Source organism: Nostoc sp. PA-18-2419 (assembly GCF_005869855.1).
In the GTDB taxonomy this organism is placed as follows: Bacteria; Cyanobacteriota; Cyanobacteriia; order Cyanobacteriales; family Nostocaceae; genus Nostoc.
This window is the reverse complement of record NZ_SZNH01000002.1, coordinates 307,448-325,445: the sequence shown is the minus strand read 5'-3', so window position 1 is coordinate 325,445 and position 17,998 is coordinate 307,448. Positions and strand designations below refer to the sequence as shown.

Genomic DNA, 17,998 nt, shown 5'->3' with positions numbered 1-17,998 from the left:
TCTTAAAAATTTAAAAATGGGAAAAACTGAAGTAAGGTTTTCCGGAGGCGAAGCAAGAAAATTTGGTCGCGAATTTTGGGGTCTAGTTTTGGCGGTGGTACCTGTTGCAGYTGTGCTTCTAATTGAGCATATTCGGCAGCAGTGAGGAATCTGCCATCAACAGGCGATCGCGCTTCWATAATAATCTGTGTCCTTAATATTTCTTCTGGTGTATCCTCTGGTGGCGGTAATGCTATTACCCCCGATCCCCAAATACTACTTAAAAATATTGATGTGACGCTAATTACGAATATACAAAGTAATTTTACTTCTTTTGTAACTTTAACTATTACCATCTCCCCAACTGCATTTACAACGCAACATGAAAATCTGTTTTCAGACATCAGATTCCTTATACCCCATGCCAATAAAAATCTGGCAACATCAAGGAACATCACTATCTCTTATTTTTTAATATATGATGAATTGTTTTACCCTCTTAAAAGTGAGTAATCTAAAGGATTCCAAACACCAAACTAGGGAAGTACCTTGCTCATAAAATAGCTTAGATTTAGGTAACTCCAAGAAAAAACAATCCCGTTTCAAGTGGATGACTGATAACTGTTGACCGTTGACTGCCAACAGTAGGATATTTTTTGATTTTTCAGTCCCTTAGAAATCATAATTCCATACCTATCAATATGGACATTAGAATTTTATTTGTGAAATGTACTCTCACAAGGCAACTGCACGCCTATTATCTTTAATCCTATTGTTTTAGGGGATATAAGGATTATAATTACTTTCTTGCTAATTGCGATTGCTTGCTATCAACTCGCTTGTACCTGAAACTTGTGCTTTGGGAAGTCAACCAAAGCTGAAGTTGATAACTCTTTGCATCCTCCGTAGCCCAACTCTTAAGTAAGCTAGTAACAGCATCTTTGAAGGAGAAGTTCTCTTCGCCGTCAGCCGGGGTTGGTGACTTTTGTTGGTGTCAGCATCAATCAAACAATTTTGGTTGCCAGACTACTACTCGTCTGGCAAATCAATCAAAGCTGAGTTGATAATTCTTCGCGTCCCCCGTTCGCGCAGCGTCTTTGAATGAGAAGTTCTCTTCGCCAAAAGTCGGCGCTAGTGACTTCTGTTGGTGTCAGCCTCAACCAGTGAATTTTAGGTTGCCAGACTACTAATGGTCTGGCAAGTGAACCAAAGTTGAGTTGATAATTCTCCGCATCCCCGTCTTTGTCTCAGCAAATTATTCTGGGCTAATTTCAACTCAATTTTAGAGTGTCTTATCTAGGACTAGCAGTGGGACTAGCACTAGGAGTAGCTGCAGGAGTAGCTGGTGTAGTAGGGGTAGACCCAGTAGGTGGTGCATCTGTTGGTTCACCTGTGGCAGCTGGAGTAGTAGTAGTAGTACCACCATTATCACCACCTTCACAGGCTCCGAGAATTGCAGCCAGACTTAACATTAGAGCCAAACCAAAGATTTTTGTTTTCATAACTCCTCTTTCACCAATTGTGGCTAGAAAATTTTTTGCCTGTTGAATACGATACCGTATTTATCGCTTTTTTTTTAATGGTGTAAGATTACATACTTAAAAAAAACAACCTTTTGAGGTATTCTTTATCAAATTAGATATCATCCAGGCGTTTGATTAGTTTCTCTTAACTCAAGAGCAAAATCGCAAGTTTTAAACTTTTTGTCAATCAAGCTATCATAACAAAAAATTTTATTCTGAAGAATTTAGGAGTCAGTCATCAAAATCCAAAATCAATTGGAGTATGACTAGTGATGAATACGGAGTTTAAAATTACCTTTGAATCTACAATTGAGAGTTTTATTCAAAAGTTAAGTATAAACTTTTACTAAATATTTATCTTCTCTAAAGTTCTCAGCAGCTTCCGCCACGGAGAAACTTCGTATTAATTTTGACTTAGTTTTTATTTTTTGCTCGAGTATTGCACCATGCTGCCTCGCATTGCCATACTTTAGATGCGATATCTAATATAGCAAGGTATCAAGTTTGTGATCGCTGATTGCAAACATTGCAATATCTAGCTATTAGAAGAGTTAAAAGGGTGTAGTCTGTTATGTGTGTTTAGGGAACTCCAACAAATAAATTATTCCGTTTGAAGTTGATGACTGATGACTCTTGACGGCTTCGGGATGACGCTCCTGCGTCGATAACGCTGCGCTAACAAAGCATCGTTAGCCGCCGCTTCTACTTTTTGCTGCGTCGAACACGGCTGCAAAGATTGCCCGCTTATGGAGGAAACCACGCCACTTGCTCATAAGGGAGACCCCCAAAAGACTACAGTGGCTCCCCAAGACCACGCTGGTTACAGCGTTGACTACGAATAGTGGGATATTTTTTATTTGTCAGTCCCTTATTGTATAGAAGGTGATTTTAACCTCAGCAAAAACAAACAATTAATTCAAACTACAGTGTTTGCCATCTAAAAAAATTTATGGTTATTGCTCGTAAATCAGCTGTTTCTAGAAGGGGTACTTGGTTTTCGCGAGATTCTATCCTTTCGTTAGGAAGGCGACGACGTTCTGTCGATTTGGAGTCAACAGCGCAGAATGCTTCTATACCCATTCCCCAAGCTCCACCAGTGTCATCTGCAAAACGAAAGCCTTCTTTTAAAAATTTATCGGTTTCTTCTACAACTGAGGCAGTTATACCTAAATCTATGAAAGAATTGGACACACAACAACTGCCAAAAATTAATCACCAGTCGAATGAAAGCAGTAAAAGTTCGGAGGTAGGTTTTCTTAATCTTCCCACCATGCCTGTTTCTGGAGTAACGCCATTATGGTTGGTACGTTTGTACATGTTTCATCGTTATTCGTCAGTTTTGGCGTTCTTGTTAGTAGCAGCAACACTTGCGGTTTATGGTTGGACAGTATATTCTCAAGAGCTTTGGAGTCAGTCATATCGGAGATTACAAAATCTCCAGCGTCATGAGCGGCTATTGACGACAACTAACGCGACCCTGACAAACAAAATGGCACAGGAAGCAGAACAGCCAACAACAGGCCTAGTATCACCGACTCCTGAAGGAATGATTTTCTTACCTCCAGCTTCCTCTAATTCTGAATCAGCATCGTCTAATACAAAGCCAAATTCTGAGCAACAAACACTCTCGCCGCTGGGATATTAAGGTTAATAGTCATTGGTCATTGGTTATTAGTCATTGGTTATTAGTCATTTGCAAAGGACAAACGATAAACGACGAACAACAAAGGATGAAGGACAAAAGACAAAAAAACAAAGGACAAACCCAATGCAAAAGTCACCAAGCAAAGCAAAATTCGCCAAGTTTCGTCATCCAGCATTCACAAGGCAACAGAAACGCTCCAAAACAGGGTTTTTAGGGAAATTAACCTCTAATATTCAACGGCAAACATCTAGCACCAAGTCCCGACTTTTTGTTGTCTGGGGCGCACTAATGCTCGCCGGGTTGGGATTGAGTATTAACTTATACAACCTACAAATTATCCGGGGAGCAAAGTTAACAGAGCAGGCACGAAATCAGCAAATGGTGAATTTGCGACCTTTTATGCCCCGTCGGCCTGTGATAGACCGGAATAATAATTTGTTGGCAATTGACCGTCCTGTATATACTTTGTACGCTCATCCTAAGCTGTTCGATAAGTCTAATAAAGAGATAGCAGAAGAGCTTTCTCCAATATTGGGGAAAGATACTACTGATTTAGTCAAGACTTTTGAAAGCAAAAAAAGTGGGATTATACTTGCTCCAGCCATACCAGAAGAAATTATCGATCGCATCACTTCTTTACGTTTAAATGGATTGGAGTTAATTCAAAAATACTCTCGATTTTACCCGTCAGATGATTTGGTTGCTGATGTGCTGGGCTACGTGAATATTGACCGCCGCGGTCAAGCGGGTGTGGAATACTCTCAAGAAAAGTTGCTAGAACGTTCTGTGCAAACCGTGCGGCTGAGTCGGTCTGGTAACGGTGCGATAATGCCAGACCGTGCCCCCGAAGGTTTTTTACATTTTGATGATTTGCGATTGCAACTGACTATCGATAGCCGTTTGCAACGAATTGCCCGCACTGCTCTTAAGCAAAGGATGGATGAGTTTAAGGCTAAACGTGGAGCGGTAATTGTCATGGACGCATTGGATGGTTCTTTACTTGCTTTAGTTTCTCAGCCCACATATGACCCTAATGAATACGCCAAAGCTAATATTTCACTGTTTAAAAACTGGACGGTGGCGGATCTTTATGAACCGGGATCAACTTTCAAGCCTTTGAATGTGGCGATCGCTTTGGAAAATGGCGTCATTAAACCAGATGATATGTTTAATGACTCCGGTTCTATTCACGTAGCTAATTACACCATCAAAAATGCAATGAATAATGCGAATGGGCGAATCAGCATCGCTCAAATCCTGCAATATTCCAGCAACATTGGCATGGTGCAAATTATCCAACGTTTAAAGCCTGCAATCTATTACAACTGGCTAGAACGCTTAGGTCTGGGACAAAAGGTTGATACAGATTTACCTTTTGAAGTTGGCGGCCGCCTCAAAACTCAAGAAGAATTTATCGCTTCCCCAATTGAACCAGCAACTACTTCCTTTGGGCAAGGCTTTTCCATGACACCTATACAGTTGGTGCAAATGCACGGTGCTTTAGCCAATGGCGGTAAGTTGGTCACACCTCATGTAGTTCGAGGTCTGATTGATAGTAAAGGGCAGATGCATGATTCTCCCACTCGCACCATACCACGCCAAATTTTCTCAACTGCAACAACTCAAAAGGTAGTGGAAATGATGGAAACTGTTGTTACTCAAGGTAGTGGCAAGGCGGCACAAATTCCGGGATATCGCATCGCTGGTAAAACTGGTACAGCTCAAAAAGCTAGTCCCTCTGGCGGCTATATTAAGGGTGCTAGGATGACGAGCTTTGTGGCTATTTTACCAGTGGAATCTCCTCGCTATGTAGTGTTCGCAGTGGTGGATGAGCCAAAAGGAGAAAGTGCTTATGGTTCTACTGTCGCCGCCCCAATTGTCAAGTCTGTGATCGAAGCGCTGATTCCTTTGGAAGAGATTMCGCCGAGTAAGGCGATGGAATCAGGTAGATGAGGGAGATGGGGGAGGTGGGGAGATGGGGAAGTGTGGGGAGATATTAGCACAGAGGAAAGAGGTTATTTTTTATTCTTTCCCTTGCCTTTGTACGTCTTCCTATGTCCCATGCCGAATGTATTATTAAGACTGTTGTTGGAGTAGCGATCGCAAAAATTTTTCTTAAATCATAATATAGCTAGAGAGTCTCATGATCGCAACTGCTTTAAGATGTATCAAACTGACCCGCCACGATCCCCAAAAGATGTGTTGCCAACCATGTACGATCTTCCTAGTGAAGACCCTGAGGAGCCTGGTTTGCCTGATCAGTTTCATATCTTGCAACCTCGTCTGTTAGACGAAACGTTTCGTCCCCTAAATTACCCCAGTGATGAGATATTTGTTGCTAGCGACTTGAATCTTTATTATGACCCGCGCCATCCACTGTGGTATAAGCGACCAGATTGGTTTGCTGTTTTGGGTGTTTCCCGTCTCTATGAACAACGGGATTTACGCTTAAGTTATGTGATTTGGCAAGAAGGAGTTCATCCTTTTATTGTGGTCGAGTTACTATCCCCCGGTACTGAAAAAGAAGACTTGGGACAGACATTGCGGGATATCGAGCAACCACCAGGAAAATGGGAAGTGTATGAGCAGATTCTTCGTATTCCTTATTATGTAGTATTTGACCGCTATAAATATCAGTTAAGAGTGTTTAAGTTAAACGGCGGTCGTTATACTGAGGTCGCACTTTCAGATTCACGCTTTTGGATACCAGAATTAGAATTAGGCTTAGGCGTATGGCAAGGACGCTATCAAGATGTGGAACAGCCTTGGTTACGCTGGTATGATTGGACAGGTTGCTGGGTATTGACTTCTACTGAACAACAAACACAACGCGCTGAACAAGAAAAACAACGCGCCGAACAAGAAAAACAACGCGCCGAACAAGAAAAACAACGCGCCGAACAAGAAAAACAACGCGCTGAACAAGAAAAGCAACGTGCCGAACAAGAAAAGCAACGTGCCGAACAAGAAAAACAACGCGCTGAGAAATTGCTCGCACAATTGCGATCGCTTGGCTTTGAACCAGATATAGACTAGTTTTTGACGAGGATTAACTGCTCAAACTATTCGGGCTTTTTGTGCCAATGTCCGTCATCGCCTTTTTCGTAATCGCGCTTCACTGCACTCCAAGCAACACGAAAAGCACGTTCTTCTTCACCATACTCTTCTTGAGCGCTATTAAAAGCAGCCCGAAAAATTTCTTGAGCGTGCTTCGGTAAGTTATCTTTTACTGAATCTGGTAAATCTTTAATTTATTGACAAGGCATAAATCATAACTAATTTGCAATTTAAGTGAGTAGATGAAAAGTCTAGTAGTAAGTAAATGAAATTTATCGCTAGGTAAACTTAAAAGAATATTTGCAGCGATCGCTCTGGTTTTATTAAATTAATAAAGTAAATAAAAATTAAGCCTAACTTGGTGTATCGAATAATAGTATTTATTTTTACTTTACAGTACTCTTCATATTCACAGCACACTATGCATCTTGGTAAATTTTGTATTCGCGACAATGCAGACCGGAATTGTTATTAGCTAGCTTGTATAAGATACTCGTAAGAATTTAACTATTAACCACAGTTAGAGGTTGAGAATGGCGAGTACATCCAATGTCCAGATTATCATCGCCCTCCAAGAGCCTGATTTGGATGACGACGAACTGCAAACACAAACGCAGATACTATTGCAACAAATGCTGGAACTGGATGAAGTAGAAGACGCTGGTCTTTTGCGTCCAGCAGAAGCACCAGTGGGAAGCAAGTCACTCACAGGGCTGGCTGTGGGTTGGCTAACAGCCCAGGTGAATGGCGAAAACATTAAATCACTGATGGGATTTTTAGGCGATCGCCTTGGTAACAAAACTATTGAACTAGAAATTGAGGCCAATGGCAAGAAACTGAAAGTCAAAGCTAGCAGTCGGCAAGAGTTAGAAGCAGCAGTTGAGGCGGCCCAGAAATTTGTAGCAGGATAGAGTATTTCAAATGGCGAAAGTAGCATTGCTGATTGGGGTGAGTGAATATGAGCCTGGGTTAAACCCGCTACCTGGTGCTGTCAAAGATGTAGAAGCGATGCAGCAAGTGCTGTTACACGCAGAAATGGGCGGCTTTACTGAGACAGATATTATGGTGCTAAAAAATCCCCAGCGCCAAGATATGGAAGAAGCTATAGAAAATCTTTTTGCCCATCGTCAAAAAGATGATCTGTTAGTTCTCTTTTTCTCCGGTCATGGCATTAAAGATGACACTGGTAGGCTTTTCTTAGCAACCCGTACCACACACAAAACTCCCAGAGGAGATTTAATTCGTTCATCGGCAGTAGCAGCCAGTGTTATCCATGAAAGCATGAGTCGCAGCCGTTCTAAGCGGCAAGTTATCATTTTAGATAGTTGCTTTAGTGGTGCTTTTGCTGAGGGTTTATCAGCCAAGGACGATGGTACTGTAGATATCCGTGAGCAATTAGGAGGAGAAGGACGAGCTGTTCTCACTTCATCCAGTTCAACTCAATATTCCTTTGAGCAACAAGGGTCAGACCTCTCAATTTATACCCGTTATTTGATAGAAGGAATTACAACTGGTGCAGCAGACCTAGATGAAGATGGCGTTGTCTCCATTGACGAGTTGCATGAGTATGCCAGCCTGAAGGTTAGAGAAATACAGCCGACGATAAAGCCAGAAATTTACACAAGTAGAGAAGGCTTTAAGATTCGACTTACAAAAGTTCCCCAAGGCGATCCCAAACAGAAGTATCGCAAAGAAGTGGCGCGATACAATAATCGTGGAGAAGTTACTTTTGTGGGTCGCAAGATTTTAGATGCACTAAGAAGTCACTTAGGACTATCTGAGGTAGAAGCAACTGCAATTGAAGATGAAATGTTAGCAACTTCTCGTCTGGAATTTCGAGAAAAGTTACAGCGATATGAAAGAGACTTCACTGAGGCACTCCAGCAAACAGTAGCTCTCAGCGCAGATGAAGTTAATTCACTAAGACAAAATCTTCAGTAAATATTGGGGCTAAGGAATGAAGATACAATGCCAATTGAGGAGGGGGTTACTGCACAAATTGCAGCCTATAAAAAGCATTTACAAGAGTATGAGCAGGCATTATCTGAGGCAATGCGACAAGAGTATACTGTCAGTCAAGCTACTCGCCAGCGGTTGCAGCAGATGCAGCAAGAATGGCAACTCACTAGTAAAGATATAGCTTTAATTGAAAGCCGTGTTAATGCTGAAATAGAGGCATATCAGCAAAAATTGCAGCAGTATGAACAAGCATTTACCACAGCAACGCAGCAGGAATATCCTCTGAGGGAAGTAAAGCGGAAGGAACTACGACAACAGCAGCAAATCTTAGGTTTGAAAGATGAAGATATTGCCCCAATAGCAGAGCGAATTACTGCTCAAATTCAAGCCTACCAGCAAAAATTGCAGCAGTATGAGCAAGTATTAACTCAAGAAATTCAGCATGGATACCCGTTTGGTGAAGAGATTCGTAACGAATTGAAGCGATATCAGCAAGTTTTGGAACTCAAGGATGAAGAAGTAGCACGAATTGAAGAAAAAGTTATTAGGCAAAGAGATATCAATCTATCCCCGACCCAGATAATAGGTAAAGCTTCTAAAGCAATTTCTGTAAACTCGTCCAAAAAATTACGCCTATTCGTTGGCGGGAGTATTTTTGCTGTGTTTGCTGTAGTTCTAATAATCTCTTCTATACCAAAAACACCAGAGGTTTTACAAAATACCGAATCTCAACCTAGTGCTAGTCCATCCATCTCTTCTACAAATTCTCCGATGACTGCTGAGGATTTTTTTAAAGCAGGAAGTGATAAATATCAGAAAAAAGACTATCAGGGAGCGATAGAGGATTTTAATCAAGCTATCAAAATTAATTCTAACTATACTGATGCCTATAGGTACCGGGGTAATGTCCACTATTATCTTGGAGATAAAGAGGGCGCCATAGAGGATTACAACCAAGCTATCAAAATTAATCCCAACTATGATAATGCCTACTACAACCGAGGTTTAGTCCGTTCTGATATTGGAGATAAAAAGGGTGCAATAGAAGATTACAACCAAGCTATCAAAATTAATCCCAACTATGATAATGCCTACTACAACCGAGGTTTAGTCCGTTCTGGTCTTGGAGATAAAGAGGGCGCCATAGAGGATTACAACCAAGCTATCAAAATTAATCCCAACTATTATAAAGCCTACACTGATCGGGGTCTTGCCCGCGATGCTCTAAAAGACAACAAGGGAGCAATAGAAGATTACAACCAAGCTATCAAAATTAATCCCATTTATGATATAGCTTACAACAACCGGGGTAATGCCCGCTCTGATATTGGAGATAAAAAGGGTGCGATAGAGGATTACAACCAAGCTATCAAAATTAATCCCAACTATGATAATGCCTACTACAACCGGGGTAATGCCCGCTCTGCTCTTGGGGATAAAAAGGGTGCTATAGAGGATTTTCAGAAAGCGGCAGAGCTTTATAAGAAACAAGGAAAGACAGCAGATTACACTGATGCAATAAACAGAATCAAGAAGCTTCAGTAATAGTTTTATTCTTACAAGAGAAGATTTAGATAATGAAAACAGTTATTAAATTTGCGATCGCAACTCCTAATTTGCTTGTAATCAAATATTTAGAGTATTCTTACTTGAAGATGAGCTGAAATTTGTACCCTCCGAATGAGCTTCTTCAACCTATAGCAAGAGTGTCATTTTCCATTGAGCGCTTATTATAAAAAGTTAGGAAATAAAATAGCAGCATATCTGCATTAAAAACTATGGACTGGAAGTACAAGTGGAAAAATGGCTATCGCCCAAGCCGAGATGAAGCGGCAAAAAACCCTCATTTGTTAGATGAGAGTCAATTCGATAACGAGCAAGACCGAAAGCTAGCTGAAGAAGCTACAAGAAAGCATTTGGGCGTGCCTGCACCAACCTTAGACGAAGATAAGTCAATACTACCTCAATAAGAAGGCTCAAAAGTAACCCCATTTCTCAAAATATTTGCAACAATTAAACTGGTTTTAAGGGTATACAATTGTATGCCCAAAATTATCTATCTTTAAGCAAAATTTTTTAATACGATACTGGGTGTTTTTTGCCCATGTACGTTCTACACGATTAAATTCGACAAAAATAATGCAGATTTTTCAAATTTTGAATCGATTAAACACTCTTAACTTTACTAAACTAGTTGCTCAAACGATAGCTTTAGGTACAGGTGCTATTATTCTATTTTCAAGTACTAACGCTGAGGCTGCTGAGCAAGTTATTCTAAAATATGGTGACTTTCAAGGGCCAATATCTGTTGAAGAATTAAATCAGTTTGCCGAAAATGGCAAGACCACCCCAACATTAGACGCTTATTTGCAGGCGGCAAAACAAGACCCAGCATTGGCTCGTAAAGCACTCAAATCAGGCATAAAAGCTGATCCTGCATTTTTAAATAACTTATTATCAAGTTGGGCAGGACCAGTTTTGGTTAGCCAAATTGGTGAAGTAGTTCATCCCCCCGCAGGGCAATTAGACCAGCAGGCATTACGAACTGCTTTAAGTACAACTATTAAGCAAAAGGGTGAAGTTACACTGCTGGGAGCTATTCAGAATTATCCAAATGCTTCTGTTGAACTGGAAGGAGATCGTCTGATTTCTGTTTATGAACGGCTAAGCAATCTTGCCGAACTTTTATAAACCTGAGTCTTTACTGAAATATAATACCTACGACTCTACCTGAAGGTTGTACCCTACGACTGAAAAATTCCCTAGCTTAAATGTAGAGATGAATCTAAGCGTAGGAAAATATTAGTATKACAGCCGATGTTTCTAAAGATATTAACAAGAAAGTTAATGGGTCAATAGTAGCAGGTGTTTTGTTAATTATTTTAGGAGTGATTGGGATTGCAGTACCTAGTTTTACCACGATATTTGCTGAGACGTGGTTTGCAGCGATTTTGACTTTTGCTGGATTTACAAAACTAGTTTACGCCTCCCAAACTCGCGATCGCGGTGGTTTTGTTTGGAAACTTTTATTGAGTGGACTGTATATTGCAACTGGCGTAATGCTCTTGTTTTATCCTTATACAGGCGTTCTCACACTCACTTTATTACTAGGTACTTTTCTGCTAACTGAAGGTACATTTGAGTCAATTCTAGCCTTCCAGTTACGTCCCCAACAAAACTGGACATGGGTATTAGTTAATGGCATTATTACACTCGTCTTAGGTGCAATGGTTTGGTTTCAGTGGCCATATGATGCACCTTGGCTTCTAGGAACACTAGTCGGTGTCAGCCTTCTGTTTAGTGGCATTTCCCGCGTAATGCTATCGTTAAATGTGCGTTCTGCTTTAAATTCTGATGACTCAGCGGCAAATCCTACTTAGTTAATGGGAATTAGGGACTGGGGACTGGGGGAGGATAAGGGGTAATGGAGACTAATCCAAACTCTACACGAAGGTAAAAAACTGCTGTAGAAAATTGTAATGTTGGTGCTTGAATAATGAGAGCAAACATGCAAGCCTTAACTGAAACTCGCTATGATTCGACTGACTGCGCCCGATGATACAAATGCATTACTCGCTTTGGCAGAAGCGACAGGACTTTTCGAGTCAAATCAAATTGAAGAACTCGCTCAAATGCTAAATCAGCATTTCGATGATAAAACAGATAACCAAGGTGTATGGTTTACTGACTACGACAACGAGCCCGTAGGCGTTGCATACGCTGCGCCAGAACGAATGACTGAGGGGACATGGAATCTCTACCTCATCGCTATTCATCCGGTTCGTCAAAGACAGGGGCGTGGAGCCTTTTTGTTGCACCACGTAGAGCAAATGCTGGCTAACAAAGGTGAGCGTATGCTACTAGTGGAAACGTCCGGGCTCAAAGACTTTGAATACGTTCGTGCATTTTATCGAAAGAGCGGTTACGAAGAGGAAGCGAGGATTCGAGAATTTTATAAACTAGGAGATGACAAAGTCATTTTCCGCAAGGCACTGGTAAGTACTGCCTCTTAAAGTCCTACCTTCCCCAATCACTAGTACCCAATTCTCAGTTCCCAGTGTCTAAAAAAGTTAACAAGAGATTGCAGCAGCGATCGCTCTGGTATTGCTAAATTAACAAAGGTAATTAAAATCCAGGCTAGCTAGCTGCAATCAACAATGGTATCTAGTTCTACTCCCTTCTCGGATATTCAAAACCATTGGGCACGCTTATTTATTACAGCCTTAGCCCAACGTGGTATTGTTAGTGGGTTGCCTAACGGCACTTATCGCCCCGATAACTCACTCACCCGGGCTGAGTTTGCTGCTATCATCGCTCAGGCATTTGGGACAGTTTCCCAGAAGCGGCAGTATATTGTCTTTGTTGATGTACCTAGTAATTATTGGGCAGCAACAGCCATTCAAACAGCTTACGAAAAAGCATTCATTAGCGGATTTCCAGATAATACCTTCCGTCCTGCAAACCGGATTACAAGGACGGAAGTTTTAGTTTCTTTGGTAGCAGGTTTAGAAATTGCCACAAAAGTAAAACCTGACCTCCTCTCAACACTCGGACAGATTTATCAAGATGCTAGCCAAATTCCTGCTTATGGCAAAAATCAGATAGCAATTGCCACTAGTGCTGGACTGGTAGTTAATTTCCCAAATCTGAAATTACTTAATCCCAATCTTGCAGCCACCCGTGCAGATGTGGCAGTAATTATTTATCAAGCTTTGGTGTATTTAGGTATAGCAGAAAAGATTGTTTCTAGTTACATAGTGGTGCCACCCGTACCCACACCGACGCCAACCCCAATACCAACACCAACGCCCATACCAATACCAACACCAACGCCTATACCTTCTGGTAGCGTGAAGCTAAATCATACCAGAGAATTCCGGGGAGTTTGGGTAGCATCTGTGTGGAATAGTGATTGGCCTTCCAAACCTGGACTATCTGTTGAGCAACAAAAAGCAGAAATTACTGAAATTGCCACTAAATTACAAGCGCTGAACTTTAACGCCCTAATCTTCCAAGTCAGACCAGAGGGAGATGCTTTGTATGAATCGCAAATAGAGCCTTGGAGTGCTTGGATTACCGGAACTCAGGGAAAAGCACCAGAACCACTTTACGACCCTTTAGCGTTTGCGATCGCAGAATGTCACAAGCGTAATATTGAAATTCATGCTTGGTTCAACCCTTACCGCGCCAAGACTAGCATTAAAGGTTCGCCCAATGTCCGCCCTCACATAGCTGTGACTAATCCAGAAGCCGTTTATGAATGGGGCAATCAGTTGTGGATGGACCCAGGACTAAAAATAGTTCAGGACAGAGCTTACAATGTGATTCTCGATGTAGTCAAGCGCTATGACATTGATGGCATTCACTTAGATGATTATTTCTATCCATATCCTCTAGAGAAACAATCTTTCCCAGATAATAAAACTTATTCTGCATATAAAGCAGCTGGTGGTACCCTAAGCTTGGACGACTGGCGACGGGACAATGTTAACAAAATGGTACAGCGTCTCTGGCTGGGAATTAAACTAACCAAACCTGACGTGAAATTTGGTATCAGTCCCTTTGGAATTTATCGTCCCGGACAACCCTCTGGTATTACTGGGTTGGATGCTTATAGCGTACTCTATGCTGACTCAAAGAAATGGCTAGAAGAAGGCTGGATTGATTATATTGCGCCTCAACTTTACTGGCGTACAGACCAACCGCAACAAAGTTATTCTGCATTATTAAAGTGGTGGACACAGGTAAACACAAAGCAAAGACACGTTTACGCTGGTAACAATCTCACAGAACCAAATGAGAAAAGTCGGGAAAGTGATGAGATTGAAAAGCAGGTGAAAATTAGTCGTAGCCAAGCGGCACAGTTATCACTGGGAAATATTTTCTTTAATCTCGGTGTTTTAAGGAAAGATAGTCAGGGCATTGCTGAGAAATTTCAAAGTCTACTTTATAACAAACCTGCCTTACCTCCTACTATGTCTTGGCAGAATACAACACCACTTCCTCCACCTATTGGACTACAAGTCAACAACCGTAAACTGAGTTGGCAGCCTGGAGATAATCAGCCAGTTCGTTCTTGGGCACTTTATCGGCAAACTGGTGATATCTGGACAATCCAGCGAATTTTATCTGCTGGTACTACTTTTGCTACTGTTCAACAAGCAGGAACCTATGCTGTGTCTGCTGTGGATAGATTGGCTAATGAAAGTGTTGGAACAGTTATTACAGTTAGTTAAGGGACTTCTAATTAAAAAGATATTCCATTGATGAGGTAGGCAGGGAGCAGGGGAGACATAGAAAATATCACCTGATTAAATTGGATAATTTATTTTTCAGCAAGCCCTAAGTAAAAATAGAAAGCGATAAAATAGCAACTTCAGTGCTTAACAACTGAAGTTGCCGCATTTTTAAAAAGTCTACCTCAGTAGACTGAAAATCTTAAAGAAGGCGCAAACGTGAAATTTAAACTAATGCCGCCACTTTCTCTAATAATCCCTGAAATAACCGTAATCCATCGTTATTGCCTAACATCGTATCCGACGCCCTTTCTGGATGCGGCATCATTCCCAACACATTGCCTCGACGATCGCAAATTCCGGCAATATTGTTGAGGGAACCATTAGGATTCTCTGTTGCATAGCGGAACAAAACTTGTTCGTTATCTTCGATTGCTGCCAGAGTAGCTGCGTCAGCGTAGAATCGTCCTTCGCCGTGGGCAATCGGCAAAGTAATAACTTCACCACTGTTATAAGCTTGCGTCCAAGGCAGATTAGTACGTTCAACTTTTATCGAAACGCGATCGCAAATAAAATGTAAATCTCGATTTTTGGTCAACACTCCTGGCAACAGACCAGCTTCAGTTAATACCTGAAAACCATTGCAAATACCGATGACAAACTTTCCTTTTTGAGCATGTTCGATAACCTGCTGCATCACAGGCGAAAACCGGGCGATCGCACCACAGCGTAGATAATCACCGTAACTAAAGCCACCAGGTATAACAATAACATCCAAATCAGCAATGTCAGTCTCTTGATGCCAAACCATGCGAGTCGGTTGTTCCAACAAGTCTCTGGTCACATAAGCGACATCGCGATCGCAATTAGAACCCGGAAAAACAACAACACCGAATTTAGTCATTTGTCAATTGTCATTAGTCATTGGTCATTGGTCATTTGAGGCACAGGGCAGTGCTTATTTCTCTTTTACTCCCCAGTCAACAAAAGCCAGTGCCTTACGTGGGTTTCCCCTGTTAAAGCAACTGGCTCTCAATAGTCAACAGTCAACCGTCAACACTCCCTAAAACACCCCCGTCTGTGATTCAACCTCGATTAAATCAAATCGATAATTTTCAATCACCGGATTTGCTAKCATTTGGTCACAGATGTTATTCAGGTCTTGACGAGCTTTTTTCTCATCAGAGGAGACGATGATCAGTTCAATGTACTTACCAATCCGTAATTGCTCAACGTTATTGTATCCCAGCTGTTGAAGACCGGATTGTACAGCTACACCAGCAGGGTCTAAGACTGAAGGACGAAGTGTCACGTGAATTTTGGCTAAATACCTCAATTGCATAGGCTTTTTGCTGAATGCTGCGATCGCTATACTATAACTTTCTGTTCCAACTGAGTGAAAATAAGATTATGAAGCGGTTAGAGTTAACTTATTAGTTAGCCAGTCCGACAGCTTCAAATTACACTGGCATATTTAAATAATTGTCTATGACAGTCATACGCACCCGCAGTCAAGAGCGTATTTTGAACCTGCTGAAAACTATCAAAAAAGGCATTTCTGCCCAAGATATTTACGTAGAACTACGTAACAGTAATCAAGGTATGGGTTTAGCGACAGTTTACCGCTCCTTAGAAGTTCTAAAACTTGAAGGCATGGTACAAATGCGGAATCTGGCTAACGGTGAAGCCCTCTATAGCCTAGCGCAACAAGACAAACACCACCTTACTTGCTTGCAATGCGGTACATCAATTCAAATTAATCAATGCCCGGTCCATAACCTAGAAGACCAGCTAGAAACCAGCCACAAGTTTAAAATTTTTTACCACACCCTAGAGTTTTTTGGCTTGTGTAGCCAATGTCAGAGTTTGTAAAGGGTATGGGGCAAACAGGGAGTGTAGGAAGAAATGTAGATGTGGGAGGAAAAGGAGGATGGGGAAGAAATCTTGCCCCCTCTCTCCCCACACTCCCCACTTCTCACCCAAGCCGATTATTATTCCCTGTCGATATTTCCCCACTAAACAAGGAGTTAGAATTCCCATTAGTAGCGTCTGCAACAATCGAACGCATCCCTTCTAAGGTGGCAGGAATAGTACGCGGGTCCATAAACATTACCTTGCTGCTGTCGCTACTGCCAATCTTCGTACCCATTTCTAGATAATTTTGAGCGAGTAAAAACTGTAACGCTTGCTGCGCGTTTGCTTCAGATTTCAGAGTATTAGTAATAATTTGCAATGCCTCTGCGGTTGCTTGAGCTTTGAGAACTTGTTGCTGACGTTCGGCTTGGGCTTGCAACACGATGGTTTTTTGTTGCGCTTCCGCTTGCAGAATTGAAGATTTTTGACGAGCTTCGGCATCTAAAATTTGCGCCTCAGCTTTACCTCTGGCGCTATTGACGGCAGCTTCCCGTTCACCCTCAGAATTGAGAATTGCTGCCCGTCGGCGGCGTTCTGCCGACATTTGCAATTCCATTGATTCTTGTACTGCTTGAGAAGGAATAATATCACGCAGTTCTACCCGCGTCACTTTCACGCCCCAAGGGTCAGTGGCAACGTCCAAATCTTGCAACAAAAGTTCATTGATTTGGGTACGAGCAGTAAAAGTTTGATCGAGTTCCAGTTGTCCCATTTCCGAGCGAATTTGGGTCAGCACTATGTTTACCATTGCTGACTGGAGATTTTCAACCTTATACCAGGCTTTTTCCATATCCACGATGCGCCAATAAACCACCGCATCCACTTCAATGCTTACGTTGTCGCGGGTGATACATTTTTGGGGAGGAATATCTAAGACTTTTTCGCGGATGGTTTCTTTGTAAACAATTTTATCCAGAAAAGGAATGACAAGGTTTAGTCCTGGTTCTAGCTTTTTGTTATAGCTACCCAATCTTTCCACCAAAGCTTCATTCCCTTGATTGACGACTTTCACAGACCCCGCTACAGCAGAACCACCAAGGGCTAAAAACATTAGTAAAAATAACTGTTCCATAGTAAATCTCCTGATTTTTTTTATTAAATATCACTTGAAAGGGAAAATGTGGGGCAGAAGGGAAATAATAACTCTTGTACAGACGCGATTAATCGCGTCTTTCATTCACCTTGACTAAGAATGCAACAAATTTTCTGGTATCACAATTAAGGTGGTGCCTTCTCGCCTGACCACATAAACTCTTTGATGGGGCGCTATACTGAATTTGTCATCGTCACATCGTGCTTGCCAAGAATTTCCCTCGTACAGAACTCGCCCTGTTTTGCCAGGTGGAATTTCTGTGAGGGTTTCAGCTATAACTGCATCTCGAATTTTTGACTTGCGTCGTCGCGGGTGTATAAAGCGACGGGAAAGCACAATTAATATTGTGCAAAGCAACAGCCAAACTACAATTTGCAACCATAAATTTATCAAACCGACTCCAGACAGCAGCGCCACGATAAAAGCGCTAATTCCCATCATGAAGGCGACAAACGCCGATGGTAAAAACAGTTCCGTTAAACAGAGAACTGCTCCTGCAAGAAGCCAAATTAAAGTAAAACTTGGCATAGCGCTATCCTAAAACTCTACATTGACGTAAATGCATTTATAAGATTAGATACACCCAGAAGTA

Annotated in this window: 21 protein-coding genes; 12 read left to right on the top strand and 9 right to left on the bottom strand. The window is 41.6% G+C overall.

Annotation, left to right across the window (positions count from 1 at the left end; translation table 11 throughout):
• Positions 1–2 precede the first annotated feature (2 nt).
• The 4 genes from FCR06_RS03300 to FCR06_RS34550 all read right to left on the bottom strand — a co-directional run bounded on the left by FCR06_RS03300 (position 3) and on the right by FCR06_RS34550 (position 2,693).
• Complete coding sequence (locus tag FCR06_RS03300) at positions 3–335, bottom strand: hypothetical protein (protein ID WP_138497425.1); 333 nt, start codon at positions 333–335, stop codon at positions 3–5.
• A gap of 936 nt (positions 336–1,271) precedes the next feature.
• Positions 1,272–1,481, bottom strand: a complete 210-nt coding sequence (locus FCR06_RS03295; RefSeq protein WP_138497424.1) for a hypothetical protein — start codon at positions 1,479–1,481, stop codon at positions 1,272–1,274.
• 622 nt (positions 1,482–2,103) lie between these two features.
• Positions 2,104–2,262, bottom strand: a complete 159-nt coding sequence (locus tag FCR06_RS33355) for a hypothetical protein (protein WP_223280022.1) — start codon at positions 2,260–2,262, stop codon at positions 2,104–2,106.
• A 161-nt stretch (positions 2,263–2,423) separates the two neighbouring features.
• Positions 2,424–2,693, bottom strand: coding sequence for a hypothetical protein (locus FCR06_RS34550; RefSeq protein ID WP_317616791.1), 270 nt, complete (start codon positions 2,691–2,693; stop codon positions 2,424–2,426).
• Between FCR06_RS34550 and FCR06_RS03290 the strand changes: the two genes are divergently transcribed.
• The 3 genes from FCR06_RS03290 (at position 2,677) to FCR06_RS03280 (ending at position 6,183) form a co-directional block, all read left to right on the top strand.
• Positions 2,677–3,147, top strand: a complete 471-nt coding sequence (locus FCR06_RS03290) for a hypothetical protein (RefSeq protein WP_317616790.1) — start codon at positions 2,677–2,679, stop codon at positions 3,145–3,147. The genes FCR06_RS34550 and FCR06_RS03290 overlap by 17 nt on opposite strands.
• A 123-nt stretch (positions 3,148–3,270) precedes the next feature.
• Positions 3,271–5,100: a peptidoglycan D,D-transpeptidase FtsI family protein gene (locus FCR06_RS03285; RefSeq protein ID WP_138497422.1), complete on the top strand. Its 1,830-nt coding sequence runs from the start codon at positions 3,271–3,273 to the stop codon at positions 5,098–5,100.
• 210 nt (positions 5,101–5,310) lie between these two features.
• Complete coding sequence (locus tag FCR06_RS03280) at positions 5,311–6,183, top strand: Uma2 family endonuclease (protein ID WP_138497421.1); 873 nt, start codon at positions 5,311–5,313, stop codon at positions 6,181–6,183.
• A 26-nt stretch (positions 6,184–6,209) separates the two neighbouring features.
• On the opposite strand, the gene FCR06_RS03275 is transcribed toward FCR06_RS03280, so the two are convergent.
• Entirely contained in the window at positions 6,210–6,398 is a 189-nt protein-coding gene (locus FCR06_RS03275; protein ID WP_223280030.1) for a ChaB family protein, read from the bottom strand.
• Positions 6,399–6,737: 339 nt separating this feature from the next.
• Between FCR06_RS03275 and FCR06_RS03270 the strand changes: the two genes are divergently transcribed.
• The 8 genes from FCR06_RS03270 (at position 6,738) to FCR06_RS03235 (ending at position 14,399) form a co-directional block, all read left to right on the top strand.
• Positions 6,738–7,115, top strand: coding sequence for a hypothetical protein (locus FCR06_RS03270; RefSeq protein ID WP_138497420.1), 378 nt, complete (start codon positions 6,738–6,740; stop codon positions 7,113–7,115).
• A 10-nt stretch (positions 7,116–7,125) separates the two neighbouring features.
• On the top strand, positions 7,126–8,145 hold the full coding sequence (locus FCR06_RS03265) for a caspase domain-containing protein (RefSeq protein WP_138497419.1): 1,020 nt from the start codon (positions 7,126–7,128) through the stop codon (positions 8,143–8,145).
• A gap of 27 nt (positions 8,146–8,172) precedes the next feature.
• A complete protein-coding gene (locus tag FCR06_RS03260; protein WP_138497418.1) occupies positions 8,173–9,708 on the top strand; it encodes a tetratricopeptide repeat protein in 1,536 nt (511 codons plus the stop codon).
• 233 nt (positions 9,709–9,941) lie between these two features.
• Positions 9,942–10,133, top strand: coding sequence for a bromodomain-containing protein (locus tag FCR06_RS03255; RefSeq protein WP_138497417.1), 192 nt, complete (start codon positions 9,942–9,944; stop codon positions 10,131–10,133).
• 169 nt (positions 10,134–10,302) lie between these two features.
• Complete coding sequence (locus tag FCR06_RS03250) at positions 10,303–10,854, top strand: alpha/beta hydrolase (RefSeq protein ID WP_138497416.1); 552 nt, start codon at positions 10,303–10,305, stop codon at positions 10,852–10,854.
• Between the two features lie 116 nt (positions 10,855–10,970).
• Positions 10,971–11,543 carry a DUF308 domain-containing protein gene (locus FCR06_RS03245; RefSeq protein ID WP_138497415.1) on the top strand — a complete coding sequence of 191 codons (573 nt, stop codon included), beginning with the start codon at positions 10,971–10,973 and terminating at the stop codon, positions 11,541–11,543.
• Positions 11,544–11,696: 153 nt separating this feature from the next.
• Positions 11,697–12,176: a GNAT family N-acetyltransferase gene (locus FCR06_RS03240; RefSeq protein ID WP_138497414.1), complete on the top strand. Its 480-nt coding sequence runs from the start codon at positions 11,697–11,699 to the stop codon at positions 12,174–12,176.
• Between the two features lie 144 nt (positions 12,177–12,320).
• The gene (locus tag FCR06_RS03235) at positions 12,321–14,399 is read left to right on the top strand and encodes a glycoside hydrolase family 10 protein (RefSeq protein WP_138497413.1); all 2,079 of its coding nucleotides are present in this window, start codon (positions 12,321–12,323) and stop codon (positions 14,397–14,399) included.
• 226 nt (positions 14,400–14,625) lie between these two features.
• Here FCR06_RS03235 and purQ read toward each other — a convergent pair whose 3' ends face one another.
• Positions 14,626–15,303, bottom strand: a complete 678-nt coding sequence (gene purQ, locus FCR06_RS03230) for a phosphoribosylformylglycinamidine synthase subunit PurQ (RefSeq protein ID WP_138497412.1) — start codon at positions 15,301–15,303, stop codon at positions 14,626–14,628.
• Positions 15,304–15,462: 159 nt separating this feature from the next.
• Positions 15,463–15,741 (bottom strand): phosphoribosylformylglycinamidine synthase subunit PurS, encoded by a 279-nt coding sequence (purS, locus tag FCR06_RS03225; protein ID WP_138497411.1) that lies wholly within the window; start codon positions 15,739–15,741, stop codon positions 15,463–15,465.
• Between the two features lie 146 nt (positions 15,742–15,887).
• Here purS and FCR06_RS03220 point away from each other — a divergent pair, with 146 nt between their 5' ends.
• Positions 15,888–16,271 carry a Fur family transcriptional regulator gene (locus tag FCR06_RS03220; RefSeq protein WP_138497410.1) on the top strand — a complete coding sequence of 128 codons (384 nt, stop codon included), beginning with the start codon at positions 15,888–15,890 and terminating at the stop codon, positions 16,269–16,271.
• A gap of 103 nt (positions 16,272–16,374) precedes the next feature.
• Here the strand turns inward: FCR06_RS03220 and FCR06_RS03215 are convergent, their stop codons facing one another.
• Together FCR06_RS03215 and FCR06_RS03210 are read right to left on the bottom strand one after the other, a co-directional pair.
• A complete protein-coding gene (locus FCR06_RS03215; protein ID WP_138497409.1) occupies positions 16,375–17,385 on the bottom strand; it encodes an SPFH domain-containing protein in 1,011 nt (336 codons plus the stop codon).
• A gap of 114 nt (positions 17,386–17,499) precedes the next feature.
• Entirely contained in the window at positions 17,500–17,934 is a 435-nt protein-coding gene (locus FCR06_RS03210; RefSeq protein WP_138497408.1) for an NfeD family protein, read from the bottom strand.
• Positions 17,935–17,998 lie beyond the last annotated feature (64 nt).